General features: G+C 53.9%; 19 protein-coding genes. 4 read left to right on the forward strand and 15 right to left on the reverse strand.

Annotated features, from left to right (window positions below; all coding sequences use genetic code 11):
• Positions 1-169: 169 nt before the first annotated feature.
• From ACMHXI_RS12875 to ACMHXI_RS12900, 6 genes are all read right to left on the reverse strand, one after another.
• A complete protein-coding gene (locus ACMHXI_RS12875) occupies positions 170-3376 on the reverse strand; it encodes an efflux RND transporter permease subunit (RefSeq protein WP_107005456.1) in 3207 nt (1068 codons plus the stop codon).
• A 10-nt stretch (positions 3377-3386) separates the two neighbouring features.
• Positions 3387-4445 carry an efflux RND transporter periplasmic adaptor subunit gene (locus ACMHXI_RS12880; protein WP_232786107.1) on the reverse strand — a complete coding sequence of 353 codons (1059 nt, stop codon included), beginning with the start codon at positions 4443-4445 and terminating at the stop codon, positions 3387-3389.
• An 80-nt stretch (positions 4446-4525) separates the two neighbouring features.
• Positions 4526-5800: a TolC family protein gene (locus ACMHXI_RS12885; protein ID WP_107352335.1), complete on the reverse strand. Its 1275-nt coding sequence runs from the start codon at positions 5798-5800 to the stop codon at positions 4526-4528.
• A 274-nt stretch (positions 5801-6074) separates the two neighbouring features.
• Positions 6075-6470: a hypothetical protein gene (locus ACMHXI_RS12890; protein ID WP_037474285.1), complete on the reverse strand. Its 396-nt coding sequence runs from the start codon at positions 6468-6470 to the stop codon at positions 6075-6077.
• Positions 6471-6569: 99 nt separating this feature from the next.
• The gene (locus ACMHXI_RS12895) at positions 6570-6746 is read right to left on the reverse strand and encodes a DUF3012 domain-containing protein (RefSeq protein ID WP_037436315.1); all 177 of its coding nucleotides are present in this window, start codon (positions 6744-6746) and stop codon (positions 6570-6572) included.
• A 79-nt stretch (positions 6747-6825) separates the two neighbouring features.
• On the reverse strand, positions 6826-7191 hold the full coding sequence (locus ACMHXI_RS12900; RefSeq protein WP_025009267.1) for an STAS/SEC14 domain-containing protein: 366 nt from the start codon (positions 7189-7191) through the stop codon (positions 6826-6828).
• Between the two features lie 171 nt (positions 7192-7362).
• Here ACMHXI_RS12900 and arfB point away from each other — a divergent pair, with 171 nt between their 5' ends.
• From arfB to ACMHXI_RS12915, 3 genes are all read left to right on the forward strand, one after another.
• Entirely contained in the window at positions 7363-7779 is a 417-nt protein-coding gene (gene arfB / locus ACMHXI_RS12905; RefSeq protein ID WP_025009266.1) for an alternative ribosome rescue aminoacyl-tRNA hydrolase ArfB, read from the forward strand.
• 159 nt (positions 7780-7938) lie between these two features.
• Positions 7939-8382 (forward strand): type II 3-dehydroquinate dehydratase, encoded by a 444-nt coding sequence (aroQ, locus tag ACMHXI_RS12910; RefSeq protein WP_025009265.1) that lies wholly within the window; start codon positions 7939-7941, stop codon positions 8380-8382.
• Between the two features lie 41 nt (positions 8383-8423).
• Positions 8424-8804 (forward strand): acetyl-CoA carboxylase biotin carboxyl carrier protein, encoded by a 381-nt coding sequence (locus tag ACMHXI_RS12915; protein WP_025886813.1) that lies wholly within the window; start codon positions 8424-8426, stop codon positions 8802-8804.
• A 17-nt stretch (positions 8805-8821) separates the two neighbouring features.
• Here ACMHXI_RS12915 and ACMHXI_RS12920 read toward each other — a convergent pair whose 3' ends face one another.
• From ACMHXI_RS12920 to ACMHXI_RS12955, 8 genes are all read right to left on the reverse strand, one after another.
• The gene (locus ACMHXI_RS12920; protein ID WP_208185173.1) at positions 8822-9262 is read right to left on the reverse strand and encodes a hypothetical protein; all 441 of its coding nucleotides are present in this window, start codon (positions 9260-9262) and stop codon (positions 8822-8824) included.
• Positions 9263-9274: 12 nt separating this feature from the next.
• Positions 9275-9937, reverse strand: a complete 663-nt coding sequence (locus ACMHXI_RS12925; protein ID WP_144216861.1) for a molecular chaperone — start codon at positions 9935-9937, stop codon at positions 9275-9277.
• A gap of 49 nt (positions 9938-9986) precedes the next feature.
• Positions 9987-10667 (reverse strand): DMSO/selenate family reductase complex B subunit, encoded by a 681-nt coding sequence (locus ACMHXI_RS12930; RefSeq protein ID WP_208185175.1) that lies wholly within the window; start codon positions 10665-10667, stop codon positions 9987-9989.
• A 14-nt stretch (positions 10668-10681) separates the two neighbouring features.
• Complete coding sequence (locus ACMHXI_RS12935) at positions 10682-13198, reverse strand: DMSO/selenate family reductase complex A subunit (RefSeq protein ID WP_208185176.1); 2517 nt, start codon at positions 13196-13198, stop codon at positions 10682-10684.
• Positions 13199-13226: 28 nt separating this feature from the next.
• On the reverse strand, positions 13227-15221 hold the full coding sequence (locus ACMHXI_RS12940) for an MtrB/PioB family decaheme-associated outer membrane protein (protein ID WP_208185177.1): 1995 nt from the start codon (positions 15219-15221) through the stop codon (positions 13227-13229).
• Between the two features lie 15 nt (positions 15222-15236).
• Positions 15237-16199: a DmsE family decaheme c-type cytochrome gene (locus ACMHXI_RS12945; protein ID WP_101060258.1), complete on the reverse strand. Its 963-nt coding sequence runs from the start codon at positions 16197-16199 to the stop codon at positions 15237-15239.
• Between the two features lie 895 nt (positions 16200-17094).
• The gene (gene rpmE, locus ACMHXI_RS12950) at positions 17095-17307 is read right to left on the reverse strand and encodes a 50S ribosomal protein L31 (RefSeq protein WP_025009259.1); all 213 of its coding nucleotides are present in this window, start codon (positions 17305-17307) and stop codon (positions 17095-17097) included.
• 125 nt (positions 17308-17432) lie between these two features.
• Positions 17433-18314: a FimV/HubP family polar landmark protein gene (locus ACMHXI_RS12955; protein ID WP_208185178.1), complete on the reverse strand. Its 882-nt coding sequence runs from the start codon at positions 18312-18314 to the stop codon at positions 17433-17435.
• A gap of 241 nt (positions 18315-18555) precedes the next feature.
• On the opposite strand from ACMHXI_RS12955, the gene priA reads away from it, so the two are divergent.
• Complete coding sequence (gene priA / locus ACMHXI_RS12960; RefSeq protein ID WP_107005447.1) at positions 18556-20751, forward strand: primosomal protein N'; 2196 nt, start codon at positions 18556-18558, stop codon at positions 20749-20751.
• 54 nt (positions 20752-20805) lie between these two features.
• Here the strand turns inward: priA and ACMHXI_RS12965 are convergent, their stop codons facing one another.
• A complete protein-coding gene (locus ACMHXI_RS12965) occupies positions 20806-21483 on the reverse strand; it encodes a DedA family protein (protein ID WP_071237105.1) in 678 nt (225 codons plus the stop codon).
• Positions 21484-21550 lie beyond the last annotated feature (67 nt).

A 21550-nucleotide genomic window follows, 5' to 3' on the forward strand; every position in this document is an offset into this window, starting at 1 on the left:
TTTCCTTATAAAAGGGGGCATCCCTGCCCAGGCCCAGCCGCAAAGCGGCAGGCCTTATGACGCAGGCCAGGTAGGCAGTCCGGCCATGATCCAAAGCGGCTCTCATCTTCCACTTTGGGGCGTCACACTCCAATCAGTACAATGCTTCTCTATCGGAGCAATTCAGCTGTTATTCCAAGGCTTCCAGCTCCTTGTCGCTCTTGAGATACAGGGCTCGATACAGGGTTGGTAATACCAGCAGGGTCAATGCGGTTGAGCTCAGCAGGCCGCCTATCACCACCACGGCCAGCGGCTTTTGGATCTCACTGCCGGCACCGGTTGACATCAAGATGGGGATAAGCCCCAGCGCCGAAGTCAGCGCCGTCATCAACACAGGGCGCAGACGGCCGACCGTACCTTCATACACTGCCTGCTCCAATGACTCACCGCTGTTGCGGCGCTGGTTGATTGAGTCCACCAGCACCACCCCATTGAGCACCGCCACCCCAAACAGAGTGATAAAGCCGATGGAGCTGGGCACAGATAGATAGGTACCGCTGAGCCAGAGCGCCAACACACCGCCAATCAACGCCAGTGGCACATTGGCCATGATCAGCGCCACCTGCTTGATGGAGCCGAAGGAGAAGTAAAGCAGCAAGGCAATAAGCGCCACAGAAATGGGCACCACCAGGATCAGTCTTTGCTGAGCCCGCTGCTGATTCTCATATTGGCCGCCCACCATCACGGTATAGCCGGGCGGCAGTTGGGCCTCGGGCACCAGGTTGTAGATATCCTGCACCACGGAACCCATGTCCCGGCCGGAGACATTGGCCTGCACCACCACTCGCCGCTGCACATCGTCACGGCGGATATTGGGCGGCGCCATCTCTATGCTGACATCGGCCACTTCACCCAAACGCACCTGAGCCCCATTGGCGGCTACCAGACGCAGATCGGCTATCGCATCCGGGCTCTGGCGGAAACGGCTGGCCAGACGCAGGTTGATATCGTAACGGGCGTTGCCGTCGATAACCTGGCCGGCGCTGCTGCCGCCTATGCCTGTGCTCACCAGCGACATCACCTCATCGACGCTGATGCCGTAACGTCCCAGCATCGCGTTTTTCGGCCGTACCACCAATTGCGCCTCGCCGGTGATCTGCTCAAGAGACACATCCACGGCACCGGGTACCTGGGCCACCAGTTTCGACAGTTGTTCGCCTTTTTCCGCCAGCACATCGAGATCCGGACCAAACAGCTTGATGGCCAACTGCGCCTTGACCCCGGACAGGAGTTCATCGACCCGGGTAGCGATTGGCTGGGAAAAGGTCAGCAACAACCCGGGGAAGACACTGAGCTTCTGCTCCATCAGGCGTTGCAGTTCGGCGCGACTATTTGCAGAAGTCCACTGTTCCAGCGGTTTGAGACCGATATAGATTTCAATATTACTCACAGGCTCAGGATCGCCGCCCAGCTCAGGTGCCCCTATGCGTGACAGGGCATACTCCACCTCAGGAAACTCCAGCAGCAGGGCCTCAAGTTTGGGCGCCACATCCAGTGAAGTATCCAAACTCGCAGTGGGTGCCAGGGTGACCCGCAAGTTGATGGTGCCCTCTTCCAGTTCAGGCACAAATTCCGTGCCCAATCTTGGCAACAGCGACAAGCTCATGCCCAGCATGACTACCGCCACCAGCCCCACCTTGCCAGGCGCGGTCAACACCTTTTGCAGTAGCGGACGGTACACCCGCTCAAGCGGTGCCAACACTGGACTTTGACGGAAAGTCACCCCCTTGCGGAACAGATAAACGGCCATTGCAGGCACCACCAGCAGTGCCACCAACAGCGCCGAGATCATCGCGAGGATGATGCTCACCGCCATCGGCTGAAACAGCTTGCCTTCGACCCCTTGCAGGGCAAACAGCGGCGCAAACACCACTATAATGATCGCCGTGGCAAAGAACACCGGGCTGCACACCTCTTTGGCGGCCTGCCATACCCGCATGGCAATCGAGCCTCTGTGTTGGTCTTCGTCGGCATGGTAGGGATCGTCTTCGCAGTCGCTGCGCTGCCGAGCCTGGTCCTGATGGCGCCTATCCGGCTCACTCAGATGTTTGAAGATGTTCTCCACCATCACCACAGAGCCATCCACCAGCATACCTATGGCGATCGCCAAACCACCGAGCGACATCAGGTTGGCCGACATTCCCAGATAGCTCATCACCAGCAATGCCAGCAAAATGGAGACAGGAATCGACAGCAATACCAGCAAGGTAGCCCGTACGTTGACCAGAAACAGTGCCAGGATCACCACGATAAACATAAAGGCCAGCAACAGGGCATCACGCACTGTGGTCACCGCCTTGGTCACCAGATCGGCCTGATCGTAGTACACTTCGAAGGTGACCCCCTCGGGCAGCGCCTGGCTTATCAGCTGCTCGCGGGCAGCAATTTCATCAATGGTGGCCTTGGTGTTGGCGCCCATCCTCTTGAGCACCACCCCGGCAACCACTTCGCCTAAGGCCTTGGCTTCGCCATTGTCGTCCCGACGGGTCATGGTGACCGCGCCGACCCGGATTTCACTGCCAAAATCCACTTCGGCCAAATCGGAGACAGTGACCGGTGTGCCCTGGTATTCGCTCACCGGAATGCGGCCTATGGCATCTAGCCCGGCCTGGCCCGCAGGCAACAGACCATAGCCGCGCACCACGAGTTGCTCCTGACCATTGGGCATAAACCAACCGCCGGCATTGCGGTTATTGGCATTCAGCGCCTGCTCCAGCTGTGACATAGACAAACCGTAAGCCAGCAGTCGATTGGGATCGACCCTGACCTGATACTGACGCACTTCGCCACCGAAAGAGAGCACATCGGTCACGCCGCCAACCGGCATCAGCAGCAGCTTCACCAGATAGTCATTGAGACTGCGCAGCTCATCGGCGCCGATATTACTGTCCGGCTCGGCCCGCAGTATGTACTGATAAATCTGCCCAAGACCCGAGGTGTTGGGGCCGATTTCCGGCACCCCGACTCCGTCCGGGATCATCTCTTTGGCGGCTGCCAGCTGTTCAAACACCTGCTGGCGGGCAAAATAGATGTCCGTGCCTTCCTCAAACACCACAGTCACTATGGACAGGCCGGTGCGGGAGAGTGAACGTACTTCTGTCACCGCGGGCAGTGAGTACATGCTGGACTCCACCGGATAAGAGATGAGTTTTTCCACCTCTTCGGCCGCCAGCCCCTCGGCTTCGGTATTGACAGTGACCTGCACATTGGTCACATCGGGAAAGGCATCAAGATTAAGCTTTGGCAGGGAAAACACACCCACTACCAGGACGACAATCAAGGCCAGCAACACCAGAAAGCGGTTGCGGATCGCCCAATCTATTAACGATTGCAGCATAGTGCTGTCCTCAATGGTTGTGGATGTCGAAGCCGGCCTTGGCCAGCTCGGATGCCAGGAAGAAAGCCCCGGCGGTAACGACCCGGGTTCCGGGCTCTATGCCGGATACCAGGTTCATGCCGCGCTCGCTGGCCAGCAGTTGCACCTCTTTGGCCTCGAAACCGTCATCATCTTCGATGAACACCTGCCAGTCGCCGTCGCTACTGCGACTGAGCGCCGCATCCGGCAGCATCACACCTTCACCGCGGGGATCGGGCAAAAACAGTTCGGCAAACTGACCTGCGTGCCAACGCACCTGGGTGTTATCCAGTCGCGCCAGCACCCGCTCGGTGCGGGTCACGCTGGACAACTCATGGGAGCGGCCTATCACACTGGCACTGACACTGCGATCGCCAATCCGCACCAGGGTTTCGCTGCCTTCACTCAGGCTTTCGGCCTGCGATGGGGTTAGCTCGGCGGCCACCCACAGTGAGCGCTCATCGGTCAGCTGCAGCAGTTGGCTGCCGGCACCGAGCAACTGCCCGAGGCGCGCCTCATCCTGCTGCACCCGACCATCTATGGGCGCCAGCAGTTGATACTGGCCTATTCCCTGCGGCCGGCTTTCCAGCGCCTTGATCTGTTGATCTGTCATCTGCAGCGACTTGAGAATGGCGCGTTTTAAACTGGCATCGACCTGAGTCTGCAGCCTGCGACTGGCACTGACGGCACTCTCGCTCATGCGGCTGACCCGGCTCCACTCGGCGGCGGCATTGATATAGTCAGCCTGGGCCTGGGCCACGGCGGCGCCACCCAAGGTCAGCAGAGGATCGCCCGCTTTTACCTCTTGTCCCGGCACCACATGCCGCTCCAGCACTCGCACTTCCAGCTGCGGCGCCAGCACCACAGTGCGCTCGCGATCCACCAGCAAGGTGGCATTGGCGAAAGCATTGAGGCTAAAGCCACCGGCGCTGACCACCTGGGTCTGGACGCCGGCCAGTTGGCGCTGCTCACTTGAGAGCTGCAGCGCCTGATGTTCATCTTCATGTCCTTCTTCGGCGGCGATAGTCAAGGGGCTGGACAGCCCTAACATCAGCGCCAGTAAAGCGGCCTGCAGCCGTGGGTATTGTAGAGTCTTGTTCATTGTCCGGTACCTTAGTGTGTATGGGGCTGTCATTGGGCGTTCTCCTGGGATACGGCTATTTCCGGCAGCGCGCCGGGCAGTTGCCCCGAAGCTCCCATCCACTCGAGCCAGCTTTGGTAGAGGGCGGCTTCCAGTTCGAGACCGGCCTGAAAGCTGCTGGCCAACTGTCGCCGGCTGGTCAAATAGTCGCTGGTGCTGAGATCGCCGCTGCGCCAGCGTTGCCCTAAGAGCTCGGCCGCCTTGCGACCGGCCACCAAGGCCTGCTGTTGCCAGTCGAGCCAGCTCTGCTTCAATCTGGGTAAGCTGTAGTTGAACTGTTGTTGTTGCTGTTTGAGCGCCATCTCAATGCTTTGGTATTGCGCCTTGGCGGCGGTGACCGCCTCCATTGCCGCCTTAATCGACTCGCTGTAGTCGTTGCGCAGATGCAGCGGCACAGAGACGCCAATCCCCAGCTTGTTGTCGGAGCCTTCCCTCTCGGCGTTAAGGCTGAAATTGGGGTCGGCCGCCGCCTGGGCCTTGGCTTGATTGACTTGCAGCCGCGCCAACTCCAGTTGTAATCCGGCGCTGGTCAGCGCCGGCACGGGCGCCTCAGTCGCGGGCAATTCGAGACGGCCGGCGAAACTGCCAAAGGGAAGCTCTGCCCGGCCAAAACGCGCCAGAATGCGGGTATCGGCATCCAGCAGCGCCTTCTGGGCCAAGGCCAGATCACTGATGGCACTGGCTTGTTCCAACTCCATCAGATTCAATTCCGCTTGGGACAAATCACCGACCTCGGCCCTTTGCCTGGCTATCTGCAACTGTTGCTCACCATAGTTTTGCTGCGCCCGCACGAACATCAGTTTCTTCTGTGCCAGGCTCTGATCGACCAGGGCCTGCAACACCTCGGCATACAAGCGGGAGCGCTCGAGAGTGATATCACTCTCCAAGCGCATCAACTCCGTAAGCGCCAATGCGCTGGCGGCTGCGCGCTTGTCGCCCCAGTCAATGGTTTGGCTAATGGACAGGCTGTAGGTGTCATCCTCTGGGGCATTGAGATAACTCAAGCCCAACTCGGGGTTGTAGATGGCGCGATCGGCGCCCTTGGCCAGATATTGAGCCTCACGGATCCTGGCTTCCTGAGCCTGAAACTCGGGTAAGGTGAGGATCTGTTGTTTGAGCTCGCCAAACCAGGCCAGTGAGGGTTCGGTCCCCGACTTGACCTGGGCTACAAGAGAGGTGTTATCCGGTTTTTCTCCGGCAAGGGCGGGCTGATAGGTTAGCGCTCCCACGCCCAATAGACTCATAGAGACTATAAATTTCAACATAAACTTTCCTTGGAAAGACATATTTGGCAGCAAGCCAATGGTGAACATTGGCCAAAGCATAAACCTTGGAGTTAAATCTAAAGTCAAGGGTTTACTTTGATAATTTCTGAGTTGATGCTGACCACAGTGCTGCACAACGCCTGCAAAGACGCATGACCAGGGTTGGTTGCAAGAGAGAACCGTTTCAGGCTCTGACGACAGCCAGCACAAGACAAACGCAATGGGACACAGGCAAGCTATGCCCGGGCTTCACACGCACTGATGATCAGAAAGATCAGGCTATTGGGGGGCGGTAATCCGGAGTGGAGAAATAGGGTTGAAAAGCGGGCTCCAGGCTCTGGGGCCTGGGGTGCATCAAGGGAGCCGGGCTCAGTGCCAGGGTAACCGGCAGTGACAGATGACCACCATGACACTGACAGTCGAGGCAGAGATCGAACTGTTGGGATTCAGTATGGGTCAGTTGATGACTGTGGCTGACAAAGGGAATATCGGCTTCCAAGGCTTCATCTGTGCCACAGGTACAATCCACACACTCGCTGATGACCGTGACTTCGGTGACAAATTTGAGATGAGGATGGTTGCTTTCTTCCTCGGCCGGATTGCCCAGATGCAACTGATGCGCGCCGAGATTAGCGGCGCAAAATTGCAGCACCACCAAGGCGATAAGCATATGAGTCAGTTTGCGGACAAATACAGTCAAGAATAATTCCGGTTAAGGGTAGAAAATGGCCCGTGCCCAAATAGACCTACAGGCCAAGATAAAGTTCAGTTATTTAAACACACAATGTTTGGCGTAATCGGCCGCTTCATTGGCGCTCCAATCACCTTTGGGCTTTTCATCCATCTGCTTACACCAGGCTTCACTGCCCACTTCAGGGGCACAAGCACTCAATCCAGCGGCAAAAGCCAGCGCCAGAGATGCAGCAAAAACTTTGGATAATGACATCGAAATTTCCTTATCTGAGTTACTTAATCGCCACAGAATAGCAGAATAACCGGCTTTACCCTATAGGAGGTTTCGGCAACTAGCAGGCCGAACGCTTGGCTATCCAACGAATAGCTTCATCTTTATGCTCCAGCGGATACCAGGCCAGTTCAGCGCTGACAAAGGGCCCCAGCAGGCGCACCGCATTGCCTACCCAGTCTGGGCCGCCGACAAATACCAAGGCATCGAAGGGGGGCAGTTGCACCTCACCGGCTCCCGAGAGTGATGCCATTTCCCAGCCTTCCAACAACACATCTGCCTCTATGTAGAGGCAGACCTGGCCCCACTCCTGGCGGTAGCTCTTGATGGCGGGACGCAGATAGGTGCGGTAATCCTCGGCTGTGATACGGCCGCTGGCAAACAAGCTGATCACGCCTTTGGCAATATCCGGAATTTGACACAACATAAGCAAAACTCCATTGAACCTTCGACACCTGCCAACGGCACGGCATCTGATGACTATGGGTTACTCCCTTGTAGTAAGTTTAGCCTTACAAGACTTTCCGCCTCGTCGAGTAAGTAAACTCTCCCATGGGATGGTAATATAGCGACTGCCTCAGAAAACAGCTATTTTGCCATGATAAAGATCTCAAACCGTGTCCAAGTTTCAGAAAATGAAATCGAATGGCAATTTATCCGCTCCAGTGGTGCCGGGGGCCAGCACCTGAATAAGGTCTCCACTGCGGCCCAACTCATCTTCGACATCAAGGCCTCATCACTGCCGGATTTCTACAAGGAAAAGCTGCTGGCCAAGGCGGATCATCGTATCAGCCAAAGCGGCAAGATCATTATCAAATGCCAGCAAAGCCGCAGCCAGGACGCCAACCGCCAGACTGCCCTGCAGCAGTTTATCGAGCTGGTCGCCTCAGTCGGCGAAGTGGCCAAGAGACGAATTCCCACCAAGGCCACCCGCGCCAGCCAAAGGCGCCGGGTTGACAGCAAGAAGCAACGCGGTGAAGTAAAATCGCTGCGGCAGAACAAGATCCGCTTCTGATAAGACCAGTCTCGCTGCGGGAATGGACAATAATTGCTGACAACAGGAAGGAATGTGCAGCGATTGTGCGGCTATTGGTCGACAAATTCGACAGCTTTTGCTGAAATCAGGGAGGCACAAATCCAGGTGCGAACTCTCCCTCAAGGCAAGGAAAACAATATGAGCAGTCAGGCAAAAATACTCTTGGTGAATGGCCCCAATCTTAACCTGCTTGGTCGCAGAGAGCCGGAACATTACGGTCATCGGACGCTGGAGCAGCTGGTGCAGGGACTGCAGGACAAGGCTCTTGCCGCCGGAGTGGAACTGGAACATATCCAGTCCAATGCCGAATACCAGCTCATAGAAGCTATCCACAACACAGATGCCGGATTTGTGATCATCAACCCGGCCGCCTTTACCCACACCAGCGTAGCACTCAGAGATGCCCTGCTGGGGGTCGCCATTCCTTTCATCGAAGTGCACCTTTCCAATGTGCATGCCAGAGAGCCGTTCCGCCATCACTCCTTTTTTTCCGACAAGGCCAAGGGAGTGATAGTAGGACTGGGGCCAAAGGGTTATGAGTTTGCCCTGGAAGCTGCCATAGAGGCACTCAAACAAGGCTGAGCAGAGGAAGGTCCGGTCACCCTTAAGTGCTGAGAATGACGATGGACATCCGCAAAATCAAAAAACTGATCGAATTGGTGCAGGAATCCGGCATCAATGAGCTGGAAATTACTGAAGGCCAGGAAGCCGTGCGTATCCGCCGTTTTGGTCCGCAACAACCCCAGGCCAGTTTCAGTATTGGTAATGACAGCGTGCAAGTACTGGCGCCTGTGGCCGGTACCTTTTTGCGCAGCGCCGGCGACCATGGTGTCCCCTTGGTGGAGCTGGGCACAGAAGTTGAGCCGGGCACAGTACTGGGCTATGTGCAGGCGATGAAAGCCCTCAATCCGGTCAAGGCAGAACAGAGCGGCACGGTTAAAGCCATACTGGCAGAAAACGGTGAAGCGGTAGGACTACAGCAAACCTTGTTTGTATTGGACTAATTTCCCCCAATTTAGCTTCACCCCATATTGCGGCTGAGTTGGCGCCGCTGCGTATACAAGGACTCCAACTGGCGACTGATACTCAGTAATTGCTGCCGCAGCAATTGCTGAGACTCGCTCAAAGCCTCGACGGACATCTCGGCCGCCAGTTTGGGGGCCAAATGCAGTATCTGCTGCTCGGCCTGAGTGATTGATTGTTGCTGTACTTCCTTGATAAACAAGAGCCTGAAGCAATCAAAAAATACAGATAACAACAGACCATCATCTATCTGTGTTTGGCTAAAACGGGGATCATCAGGCCGATAACTGATGGCTGCTACCGAGTTACACAGAGTAGTCAAAGAAGTAGCCCCACCGGACAACTCACAAACCGCAGGGCGGGTTACCAGGATCTTAACCAAACGCTCTGCAAATTCGGCCTTCTGCCACTGAGCTCCCAAAGCATGAATAACACTCACCCCAGACTCCTCTTACCGAAACAATCTTGCAGGCATAGGTATGAGATTAAAATCCTCTGTCAGCTGCAGTAAAAAGTCCCTTGCCAGCAATGCAACCGCAAAATAAAACTCAGTTTGTGCATGCTCGGCAGCCAACTCAAGGCAACGCTCCGCCCAAGGAAGAAGATGCTGTTGCAGTAATACCTGAGTAAAACGCACTAATCTCTGGTTATCCGGCTCTGCAGCCAAGCGTCCAAAACTGGCATCCAACACGCTAAAGAACAGGCCGATATGATCGACAGGATCCCTTGCTGGTAGCTGCAAACTGACATCATGAGCCTGATAAAAATCCATCAACGCCAGAGTGCTCCTGTCGTTCAACACTTGTTCTTCACCCAAATAAACAGAACCATAAGGTACGGCTTTAGGTTCACCGGGACCGAAGAACAGTTGTCCATAGTCAAGTTGCAGATCCAGAAATTGAGTCTCGTCCCATTGCTGCAAATAGTTGGCCAGCGCTTCCCTACCGATCCGGTTACCGTCTCGACCAGCCAGTTCAGGCCAAGTCTCGGCAACTTGGTTGACCTTTAATTCGGTGATCAACTCAGGTTTAGGGTAACCGTAAAGCAGATGATGCAGAAGACGTGCTATCCCTTGATATTGAATGAAATCTATATTAGACAAAGACTTAGACATCTTATCTCCTGATGGACAAAACAGGCGCCCGTGGGCGCCTGTTTTCCAGTTACACCTCTGTAGGGTTAAGCACCTTGCCGGCACCACTTCCCGCAGGTTGACCATGGCGGTTTGCCTTAATGATCAGGTTAGGGGAAGTTATCGATTCACTGGGCAAGGGGGCGATATGGCCATCACCGTCACCATACTTGGCGCGCAAGTTGTCCATGGTATCAAAGTCCAGTGCTCGCATTGGGCAGGACTCAACGCAGACAGGTTGGCGCCCTTCAGCCAAGCGTTCATGACAACCATCGCATTTGGTCATCACTTTACGCTCTCTGTCTATCTGTGGCGCGTCATACGGACAGGCTCTGGCACAGCTTTCACAGCCAATACACAGAGACTCTTCGACATGTACCAAGCCATCTTCACGACGCTTGTGCATAGCACCGGTTGGACAGGCTTTGACGCACACAGGTTCACTGCAATGGTTACAGCCAATGGACATATAATAAGCAAATACATCCTGACTATAGGTCTGGGTATTGGGATCCACAGACCAGTTACCACCACAATATTCATAAACCCGGCGCCAGGTAACGCCTTTTAGGCTGGGGACGCCGTTTGCCAAAGGTTTATTATTGGCGCGCAGCAAATCACCCTGACGGTCTTTGCAAGATACATGACAGGCCTTGCAACCAGTGCACTTGGTGGTATCGACATAAAAGCCGTATTGAGTAGATTGATTCATTTACAAGTGCTCCCTTACGCTTTTTTGATGAGCTGAACACGATTGGTGTGTTGAGGGTTCCCCTTGGCCACCGGGCTTGGGATATAACGGGTCAGGGTATTGATTGCCCCGCCGACATCGATCACTTTTCCGGACAGTCCAATACGGCCGTTGGCATCAGCCAGGTACCAGGCCCCTTGCCCCAATGCCACAATGCCTGGCGCCACTCGAGGAGTGACCCGAACCTTGACCTCAATGGATCCCCGCTCGTTGTACATCTCGACCATATCACCGGCAGTCAACTGATAGGCGGCAGCATCGATTGGGTTAATCCACACAGCATCTTCCACAGCCTCACGTAACCAAGGCACGTTGTGGTAGCTGGAGTGGGTGCGCCCCTTGGTGTGGTAACCGGCAAGTTGCAGCGGGAAGCCTGCATCTATGGCGTCCTGATCCTCATAACCATCCCAAGTCACTGTGTACTGAGGAATGGCTGTAATGGAGTCACCTTTTACCTTGTTCTGCTCCCAGTTTTTGGCGCGCCAAGCCAGCTCTGCAGAATAGATCTCTATCTTGCCTGAAGGCGTAGATAGCGCTTTACCACCATTGACATAGCTATCCAGAGCAACATATTTGTCACCCATATTCTTGCGAAATACCCCTATCTTCTGGGCTTCTTTATAGCTGTCTGGGAATGCCGGACTGACACCTAGGTTAGCGCTGGCACTCTTGGTTTTCTGATAAAGTTCTTCCAACCAATCAGCTTCGGTTTTGCCTTCAGTGAACAGCTGACCAACACCCATTTTCTCTGCGATCATGGCAGCGGCTTCATACATGGACTTGCAATCCCACATAGGTTTTACCGCGGCAGACATGGCGGTCAGATACCCAAGCGAACCGGAGGCATATGAGTCATTCACCAAGTCATTGGACTCCAGCCAACTGGTATCGGGCAGTATGATATCGGCAAACTTAGCCCCTGGAGTCATCCAGCAATCGCAGGAAACGATAAACAAGTCTTCAGCATCACGTAATATACGCGCTGTGTTATTAATTTCAGCGTGCTGGTTCAGCAAAGAACTGTCCGAGGCACTGAACACAAAGTGAATATTGCTGCCCAGTTTCTCATCAGGATCCGCTGTTCCGCGAATACCGTGAGTACGAGCGGTAAAATTCTCACCATTTTCAATCGCTTCGGTCCAAGTAAAGAAAGAGATCGACTCCTTAACCGGGTTCGAACCCGTGGGAATACCTGCACGTGACATGCTGCTCATATAAGGCAGTTCACCATTGGACGCCCCCAGAGTACCCAGCTTACCTGTCAGTACAGAAAGCATATACAGGGCACGCATGCTCTGTTCACCGTTGGCCTGGCGGTTAACCCCGGCACCGGCCACGATATAGGGAGCCTTGGCATTCATCAGATCTTCGGCCACCTGACGGATATAAGCAGCGCTAATGCCGGTAATTTTCTCGGCCCATTCAGGCGTGCGCGCGCCTTGAGCGGCAAACTTACCAACCCCCATAATGTAATCATGGTAGTTATCGCTGCTGTCCATACAGGCCGCATATTCTTGCTTCCTGGCATCACCACTGGCAGCGAACAATGCTTTTTGTTTCTCAATGGAGGCCGCGTCATACCCCACTGCATATTCATTGATAAAACCAAGTGAATTGGCATCTACCCAACCTGTGCTGATCATCTCGAAAGCAACAGCTTCGGCAAACGCAGCATCGGTTCCGGGACGAATAGGCAACCACATGGACTCTTTGCCCAACATAGAGTCGGTATAGCGAGGATCAATCATCACCACTTTAAGGCCATTATTCTTCATCAAGGCTTGCAGGTAGTCGTACCCTTCACCCGATCCGGATTGACGAATTTCACTGGGGTTGTAACCAAAGCCCATGAAAAAGTCGCTGTGTTCCAGAGTTATGGTCGACGAGCCTTGAGTACTGCCGGTCCCGAAAGTGTGTTTGGCCGCTTCCATCTGCTGAGCCCAAGAGTAGTTGCCATAAGCGTTAAGGCAACCACCTACCAGGTTAAACAAGCGGTTAAAACAGGCATTGGAAGCAAAACCATAATAAGCGCCTGAGCCATAGCTACGGAATACGGCCTTGTTACCATATTGGTTAATCACCCGTTGCAAATTATCTGCGATGGTTTGAGTTGCTTCATCCCAAGTGATCGGAACAAACTTGGCTTCTCCCCTTTCACCCACTCGCTTCATTGGTGTTTTCAGGCGATCCGGTGCATATGCACGTTGACGCAACGAACGACCACGGGCACAGGCACGAATTTGATGAAGACCGTAGACATCTTCTACCTCATGATCTGTTTCTACCCGGGTAATGATGCCATCACGACTGAACACTTTAATCGGACAGTTGGAGCCACAGTTAACCAAGCAGGATGACCAGTTGATCTGCTCTTCACTGACAGGTGGCTTTGGCGGGACAACATTGGCGTCATCAGAGCTGGAATTACAGCCAGACACTGTTGCAGCGCAACCCAGGGCGGCACTCATTTTCAAGAAACTTCTGCGTTCCATTATATTTATCCTCACGATTTAAGTTTGCTCAAGGCAACAGGTAGCTGAAAGAGAACATCAGCTGGTGGGCGTTATAGTTATGATTCAATACGCCCAAAGTAGTCAGGCCGGTGACGGCATCAATACCGACATCGCTGCCATCGGTATCGAAGTAACGCTCGTACCGGTACGACACTTTCAGAGCCATGGCATCATTCAAGTGGTAGCGGCCGTATAGCTCAACACTGTGGTTAAAACTGTAATAGTCATCGTACTGAGCGGTTCCAATACAGGTTTCCCCCTCTGAATCGGCAAATTGATAGTCAGCCCCCAAGGTCAGGCGGTCGTCCAGCAAGCCGCTGTAGGCGATGCCTGCCCCTAGGTTAATAAAGCTGTCATCAATGTCGCTGTACCAAGTCGCGCTTTGGTCGCCACTCTGTTTCGATGCGATCCACTGCTGGCCGACGAAACCGTAAACACTCAGTTGTTTGCTCAACTGCATTGTCAGGTTCAGGTCATAGCCGTAATCACGGGACTCAGTAAGGCCAATGACTGTTTCTTGATAATCATCAAAGGCATAGTGACTGTTCAGGTCCAGCGTCATCCAGCTCAGCGGTGTGTACTGCAACCCAAGTTCCATTGCGGTCCGGCGTCGATCAGCCAGGTGATACTTACGCAACAGGCTCTGGGTTTCACTGGAGGTCAGCTCAGCCGCCTCATAGCGGCTGCCATCCCGTTCACCAAAACTGGCTTTCAGATCAAGCTTCAGCGGAGTGAAAAGCTGCATGCCTAGCTTGGCCCACAGGTTGTGGTCGCGGGTTTCTTCTCGCTCACCATAGCTGCGCTCAAGCTGTTTGAAGTCGTAACCTGTCTGGAGTCGGTAACCCGGTGCCAAACGGTAGCTGGCATTGAGTTTCAGAGCCTGACGTTCAGTATCCAGCAAAGGATTTTGCCGGATAGCGCCACTGACGGGATTGAATTCAAGCTGAACAAATTCGGCAACAGTAGAATCATTGTCGCGCTTGCGGTAATCCAATTGTCCACCCAGGCGCAAACGACTATTGACCAAGCTGCTGATGGCCAAGTTTGCATCCAGGGTATCTACCTGACCATCCCAGCTTTGCAGCGGGTTTCCCGTCATCTGGATCAAGCCTTCGTCCTGGATCATACGTCCGGCAATTGCCCGGCCGCTGATTACCGTGTTGCTCAGCCGGTACAGGCCGTTCAGTGTCAGTTGATGGGCCTGATTGTCCGGTGCAGCGCTGTAGATATCACTGGCATAAGGCAGACTTAAGTCATTGATGTCATTCTTGTATTGGCTACCTTGATACGCCAATTCAGTAAACCAATCATCGCCGCTGAGCTGTAACCCGGCCCGCAACTTGTCGTTGCTCTCATCCACCGGCAAAGCGAAGTTGACCGGCCTTGGTGTCATCAAACTGGCACTGCGGTGGCCCTGTTTTTCCTCTCTGTCATAGCGAACATAGCTGCTCAGGTCACCGATTTGGGCCAATTGGCCGAAGTCATAGCGAAAGCCTATTCCAGCCTGTTGCCGCTCCAGCTCCAGATCCAGGTAACGCAGGGTATTATCGGGTTGCAGCATACCCTGGTTATGCCAAAGCCCGGTGCCGACGTTGCCGTTCTCATAACGGGTCAAACTGCGATAATCCAGCGTCATCTGATACTGGCCGGGGTGGCCGCTTTTAAGGCTGACAAAGCCGTTATCCTGACCAAAATTATGGGCCCGCAGTTGGCTGCGATACCCGTTTTCGGTGCGGTAACCAAGGGCAGCATCGACACTGGCAACGACACCATCATGACCATCACCAAAAGCATTACCGCTGTGGATATCATCGCTGTCGTTGTACCCGGCATTCACTGTAGCCTCACCGGCCAAGCCTGGCGTCAGCTGACACTGTCGACATTGAAACGCGGCAGTATTGACCTTGTCTGTATTGGCGCGGCTAACCCCAAAGTCTGCAGCCACAACAGTTCCTGAAGCACCCAGCAGTGCCACAGTCAACAGATTCAAAGGAAATCTCATCTTCAACACTCCTGATTAACGGGACAGCACACTGCCCGCGGGATGGTTGGAACCATGGATTTGGCTATGGCAGTTCAAGCAGCTTTTGCCGGCACCAAAAGCACTGATACCACTCTGGGATACCGCCCGCGCGGCATGACCATCGTCGGCATGGCATTGTTGGCATAACTGGGGTACTCGGGCTTTCAGCAAGGCTTCATTCACACTGCCGTGGGCGTTGTGGCAGTTGGCGCAGTTTTCTACCACAGGAGCATGCTCCCACAATACAGGGCCACGCTTGTCGGCATGACATTCATAGCAAGTAGTATTGATACTGCTCTGCTTCAGCGCACTTTCGGTCAAGGAACCATGAGGGTTGTGGCAATCGATACAGGTCATCTGATCCCACTTGAGAGGGTGGGATGAACGCTTGCTCATATCGGCCTTGGCACGGGTATGGCAGCTGGTACAGGCCTCGTTAATCCGTAAAGGATTCAGCATAGGGTCTTCAGCGGCATGCACCTGATGGCAATCGGCGCAGGCTACCTGCTCCAAGTTATGCAAACTGTTGTGCCAAGCCATCTTTTCCGTATTCTGGTGACAATCAAGGCAAACACTATTCTGACTTTCAGCTGAGAGCTTGGACTCCGGGCCGAAGCTAATCATAGGTTCTTTACCGCCACGGTTATGTTTCCCCATGGGGCCATGGCAAGCCTCGCACTGCAGCCCGGCCATAGGTAAGCGACTATTGTTCATTTCGCCATGGGTTCCTTTAAACAGGGCCATGACTTTAGTATCTTTTTTGTGGCACATCAGACAGGAATCAGCACCTTTTGGGGAATATTTCCCTTCACTGAACTTTTCAGCCAATTGCTGTTCAAGTTCAGCTGCAGTTAAATTATCCCACGGGGTCGCCTGAACCAAGGAAGTTAAAAGCAACAAGACAGCGCTTAGTGTATATAGGCAAAAGTTCCAGCCTTTATTGATAAATTTAATCATTCTCCGGCCTTATCATCTATTTTTTAAACAGGAGACAACTTTCTCCTAAACATAATTCTAAGGTATCTATTTTGCGAATCATCAAATGTTATATTCCCACATATTAAATTTGAGATAGACATATAAAACAACACAAAAACATGACGCGGATCACCCAAAACTACATAACAACCAACAAACGTCAATAAACAAACCAAGGATAATTCCTTGAACAAAAAGCAAAAAATAAAAGTTGTCAACCAAATGGGTTAAACTTGAAATAATGCGTAAAACAAAAATGCAACAACCCAATAGGTACATAATAATCGCATGATTGACATAAGTCACAATTCAAAAACACTCAACAAATATGCATTATTAAAACATAAAGAACAAATATGAGAATGAAAATCATATAGGAAACATATTATTTAATTTATTGGTGAGCATTTTATTATTTAATAAGTAATTTTATTTCCAAGATTAGAAATAAGAAAGGTGTTAATAATATCCATGGGTGCACTGAGTTAACTTGCCGGATTGGATACAAAGCAAATAAGAGATATTACTTCCGAGAGTATTGAACATATCTAAGGAAGCTGCGAACAGGTTCAATATGTGCCCTGCATCGGCTTACTGGCCTGAATGCAAGGCGTGGTTCTCAGCAAATGGCCTTAGTCCTTTGCAAGAAGCAAAACACAGCAAGCAGGCCTGTCAGCCCCCCCCTTCGAGGCTTTCACAACAAATGCTCAGGAACCCACAGTGCAACACTCACATCTCTACGTAACAGGTCAGATGACAGACACTACTCAGCATCAGATTATCATTAACCAAGAAGCTGAGTCACAACAACTTTATCCCAAGAGCAACAAAAAAGGCGTCCCATGGACGCCTTTTCGATTGGTTGCAGTGGCAATTACTTTTTGCCCAGCATACCGAAACGCTTGTTGAACTTGTCGATACGACCACCGGTATCAACAACTTTCTGAGTACCAGTGTAGAAAGGGTGACATGCACCGCAAACGTCCAAGTGCAGAGCTTTGCCTGCAGTAGAGTTTACTTTGATGACGTTGCCACAAGTACAAGTTGCAGTGATTTCTGCGTATTCAGGATGGATACCTGGTTTCATTGGGGTTACCTCAAGTTAAGGCCATGTCGCTCTTCCAACCCGAAGTCGGACACCACATGCGGTTAATATCAAAAGTTCAGGGCGCAGAATAGTACAGTATCTACCCAGCGCTGACAAGTAGGCGACTACATCTGCTCGAACTTTTCTTTAGCGGCCGTCTTATCTCCATAGGACTCCAGCAAGCTACTACTGGGGCAGTGCAACTTGGCATCACTGCGAAGGTTGCGAATATCACCGCGACTGAAGGCCTTGGGATTGGCATCAAAAATGGCCAGCATGGCGCCATAGACGTGGGTATGGCTGTTCTGTGCATAGCGGCTGGCCACCCGCCAAAGGGTTTCTGTACCATCGAAATCCAGCATGCATCCCGGCTCACGACTATCAATTGGCAGAGCCTTCACCTGAGGGCCAGGCGCTGCAACCGCTTGAGATGCCGAGGGCACACCAAGGCTTTGAGGCTCACTCTGGGGTTGACCGGCGACATCTTTAACTCTTTGAGCTTGAACGGCTGGCGGTGGCACGACTTTGCTTGATACTACTGTGGCTGGCACAGCTCTGGCTTCTATCGCTTTGTTTTCTATGGCCTTGTTTTCTAAAGCTTGGATTGACATGACAGTCTGCGGTGGCTCAGTCGGCATCTGCTCGGCAAAGACTCTTGCCCGGTTGGAGCGCAGCACCACAGGCACTGAGGTATCGAACAAGGGCAAGCGTTTGAGTTCATACCAGCGATTGATTCGGTATTCCCGCACCAACAATTCGGCCTGCTTGTCGGTCACTTCATCTATCCCCAGCAGCAGCACCATGTAACGGTTGATGGGTTGCACCATGAGTTTTTCCGCCGCACCTTGCTGCCTGACAATAAACTCAAGCCGGGTCATATCCTCACTGTCGGCCACCACGTTGACCTTGATCAGCGGCAGATGCCCGAGTTCAAACATTCTTTGATTGATACTGACATGGGCGGTTTCTGCTCTGGCAACAGACGTTAGCAACATGAGTACAAGCATCAGTAAACCCGCTCTCATCCATATCCTCTCTAATTTGATTTGTAGTTACCCAGTTTAGGTTATCCGGCTTAGGTTCTCTGACTTAGGTTATCTGGCTTGGGTTCTCTGGTTTGGATTCGTTAAGTCAGCACGTTCAAGCTGCGGTTTTTGCGGCTTTTTGTTTCCGGGACTGGTTCTCTCATTCTAGCCTGAGTAAACTGACGGGCAACATGTGCCGTGATTATTTGCGAAAACTCTGACTATGCCGCAGTTTGTAGAAGTTGCCCTTCCCGTTCCCATGCGGCAGAACTTCAGTTACCTGATGCCCAAAGCTTGCCCCTGGCCACTCGAGCCGGGAATGCGGGTGCGCGTGCCCTTTGGCCGCCAGCAACTAATAGGCCTGGTGACAGGCCTGAGTGATGAGTGCGAACTCGAGCCCAAACAACTCAAGCCGGTATATCAAGTGCTGGACAGCGCGCCATTGCTGCCACCTGCGCTGTACCAACTGACCCTCTGGGCCGCCAGATACTATTTCTGCAGCCAGGGGCAGATGTTGACCCAAGCCCTGCCGGTGGCGCTGCGCAAGGGTGCCGATGCCGCGCCGGAGAAAATCAGTTATCTGTGTCTGACCAGTTCGGGCCAGGAGGCCACACTGGAGTCGCTGAAACGCGCTCCCGCCCAACGCAAACTGCTGCAACAGCTCAAACAGGGGGAACTGACTACTGAAGAGGTCAACGCGCTGGAGCTGAGCAAGAGTGCCATCAAGGGGCTGCTGGACAAGGGCTGGGCCGAGCAACGAGAGCGGTCAGTCAGTGCCAATCTTGAATGGCGGCAAAAGCTTGAACTGGGGGAAGAACCTCACAGGCTCAACCCGGAGCAAGCCGTGGCGGTCGCCAGCCTCAATGCCCAAAGTGGCTATCAGTGCAGCTTGCTTGAAGGGATCACAGGCTCAGGCAAGACAGAGGTCTATCTGGCGGTACTGGAAACCATACTCAAGGCTGGCAAGCAGGCGCTGATCCTGGTGCCGGAAATTGGCCTGACGCCGCAAACCATCAACAGGTTCAAACGCAGATTCAAAGTCACGGTTGCCGTGATCCATTCCGGCCTGACCGACAAGCAGCGCCTCGACGCCTGGCGTTTGGCCCGCAGCGGCGAGGCAGCTATCATAATCGGCACTCGCTCGGCGCTGTTCACCCCCATGGCCTGGCCCGGGATCATCATTCTCGATGAGGAACACGACAGCAGTTTCAAACAGCAGGAAGGCGTGGGTTATCACGCCCGGGATCTGGCCGTCATGCGTGGCCACCTGGAGCAGGTTCCTGTGCTGCTGGGCAGCGCGACGCCGTCGCTGGAGAGCCTGCAAAACGCTCTCAGCGGCCGCTATCAGCATCTGCAATTAGGAGAGCGGGCCGGCAATGCCCTCAAGGTGCGCCAGGGACTGATAGATATCCGCAACCAACCGCTGCAGGCGGGCATGTCGCAACCGCTGCTGAACGAGATGCGCCTGCATCTGCAGGCCGGCAACCAGGTGTTGCTGTTTCTCAATCGCCGCGGCTTTGCCCCTGCCCTGCTGTGCCACGAATGTGGCCATCTGCACGAGTGCGATCGCTGTGATGCGTTTTTCACCCTGCACCAATCCCTCGGCGAAATTCGCTGCCACCACTGCGGCAACCAGTATGCAATTCCACGCCAGTGCCACAACTGCGGCAGCACCATGTTGCAGGGTCAGGGCATTGGCACGGAGCAATTGGAGGCGGCGCTCAGCAAGGAGTTTCCCGAGTATCCCGTGGTGCGAATCGACCGGGATACCACCAGCCGCAAAGGCTCGCTGGAACAGCACTTAAGCGCCATTCATCGCGGCGAATACAAGATATTGGTGGGCACCCAGATGCTGGCCAAGGGACATCACTTTCCCGATGTCACCCTGGTGGGGCTGCTCGATGTGGATGGCGCCCTGTTCAGCGCGGACTTTCGGGCTCCTGAGCGCTTCGGCCAGCTCTATACCCAGGTGGCCGGTCGCGCCGGCCGCGCCAGCAAGCCGGGCACTGTGCTGCTGCAGACCCATCAGAGCGACAACCCCTTGCTCAGGGATCTTATGCACAGAGGCTATGGCGAGTTTGCCCGCAGCCAGCTCAATGAACGCCAGCAGGCACTGTTACCACCGGCCTGGCATATGGTACTGATCCGCGCCGAATCCCACCGCGCCGAGGATGCCGATGCCTTTCTGGCAGCCTTCGCCGCCATGTTACCCATGGACAAGGATTTTGAAGTGATAGGCCCGCTGCCGGCGCCGCTGGATCGCAAGGCCGGCAAGTATCGGCGCCAGTTGTTGGCTCAGGCCAAAGACAGACGCAGGCTGCAACAGGTGTTTGAACAGCTGTTGCCCCAGGCCGAACAGCTGCCCGAGGCCAAGCGCTGCCGCTGGAGTCTGGATCGAGATCCTCAGGATCTGCTGTAATTGATAAGAGTCAGCAGGATCTGCTGTAACTCCCTTGAACGGCTTTAATCCGACTCAGAATTGACCGTGAGGCCCCTGTTTATCCTGCGGCTTGCGCAGCAGCTTATAGGTCAGCCAACTGCCGAGCGCCAGCACCAGAGTAATCACCGGCGCCGCCATCAACGCCATGGTCAACAGCTTGCTGATCCGCTCCGGCAGAAACGGCATCATATAGCCCAGCGATACCAACAGCCCCACCCAGAAGAAGGCACTCAGAGCCGCAAAAAAATAGAAGGTCTTGATACAGGCCATGCGCACGCCCATCACCAAAGGCAGCAGCGAACGCACCAGCGGCAGAAAACGGGCGCAGAAGAGTGCCACCAGCCCATGACGACCAAGGAGTTTATCCACTGCCGCCAGACTATCGGGCGGCACCTTGTAGACCCAGCTCTGCACCCTGGGCAGACGATTGAGCAGCCGCCCTTGGATAAAGGCCAAATAACTGCCACCGGCGGCCGCCACAAACAGCAACAGAAATACCAGCAAGGGGTTGAGGATCCCCATCCCCGCCAGGGTACCTGAAAGAATAACCACACTGTCACAAGGCAAGGGGGCTGCCGGTAGTAAAGCACTCTCCAAAAAGATAAAGCTAAAGATGCAAACATAGATACTCAGGGCAATACCCGGAGCATGCAGCGCGGCAAAATCCTGCTGCCAAATGGCTTGTAACACTGTAGCGATGGAGTCCAGCATCTATATCTCCATTGAAACTATCGACGCATGCCGATGGCAAAATCGGCACTTAGGGGAAGACAGGATC

Source organism: Shewanella sp. BJSY2023SW005 (assembly GCF_047314585.1).
In the GTDB taxonomy this organism is placed as follows: Bacteria; Pseudomonadota; Gammaproteobacteria; order Enterobacterales; family Shewanellaceae; genus Shewanella; species Shewanella algae.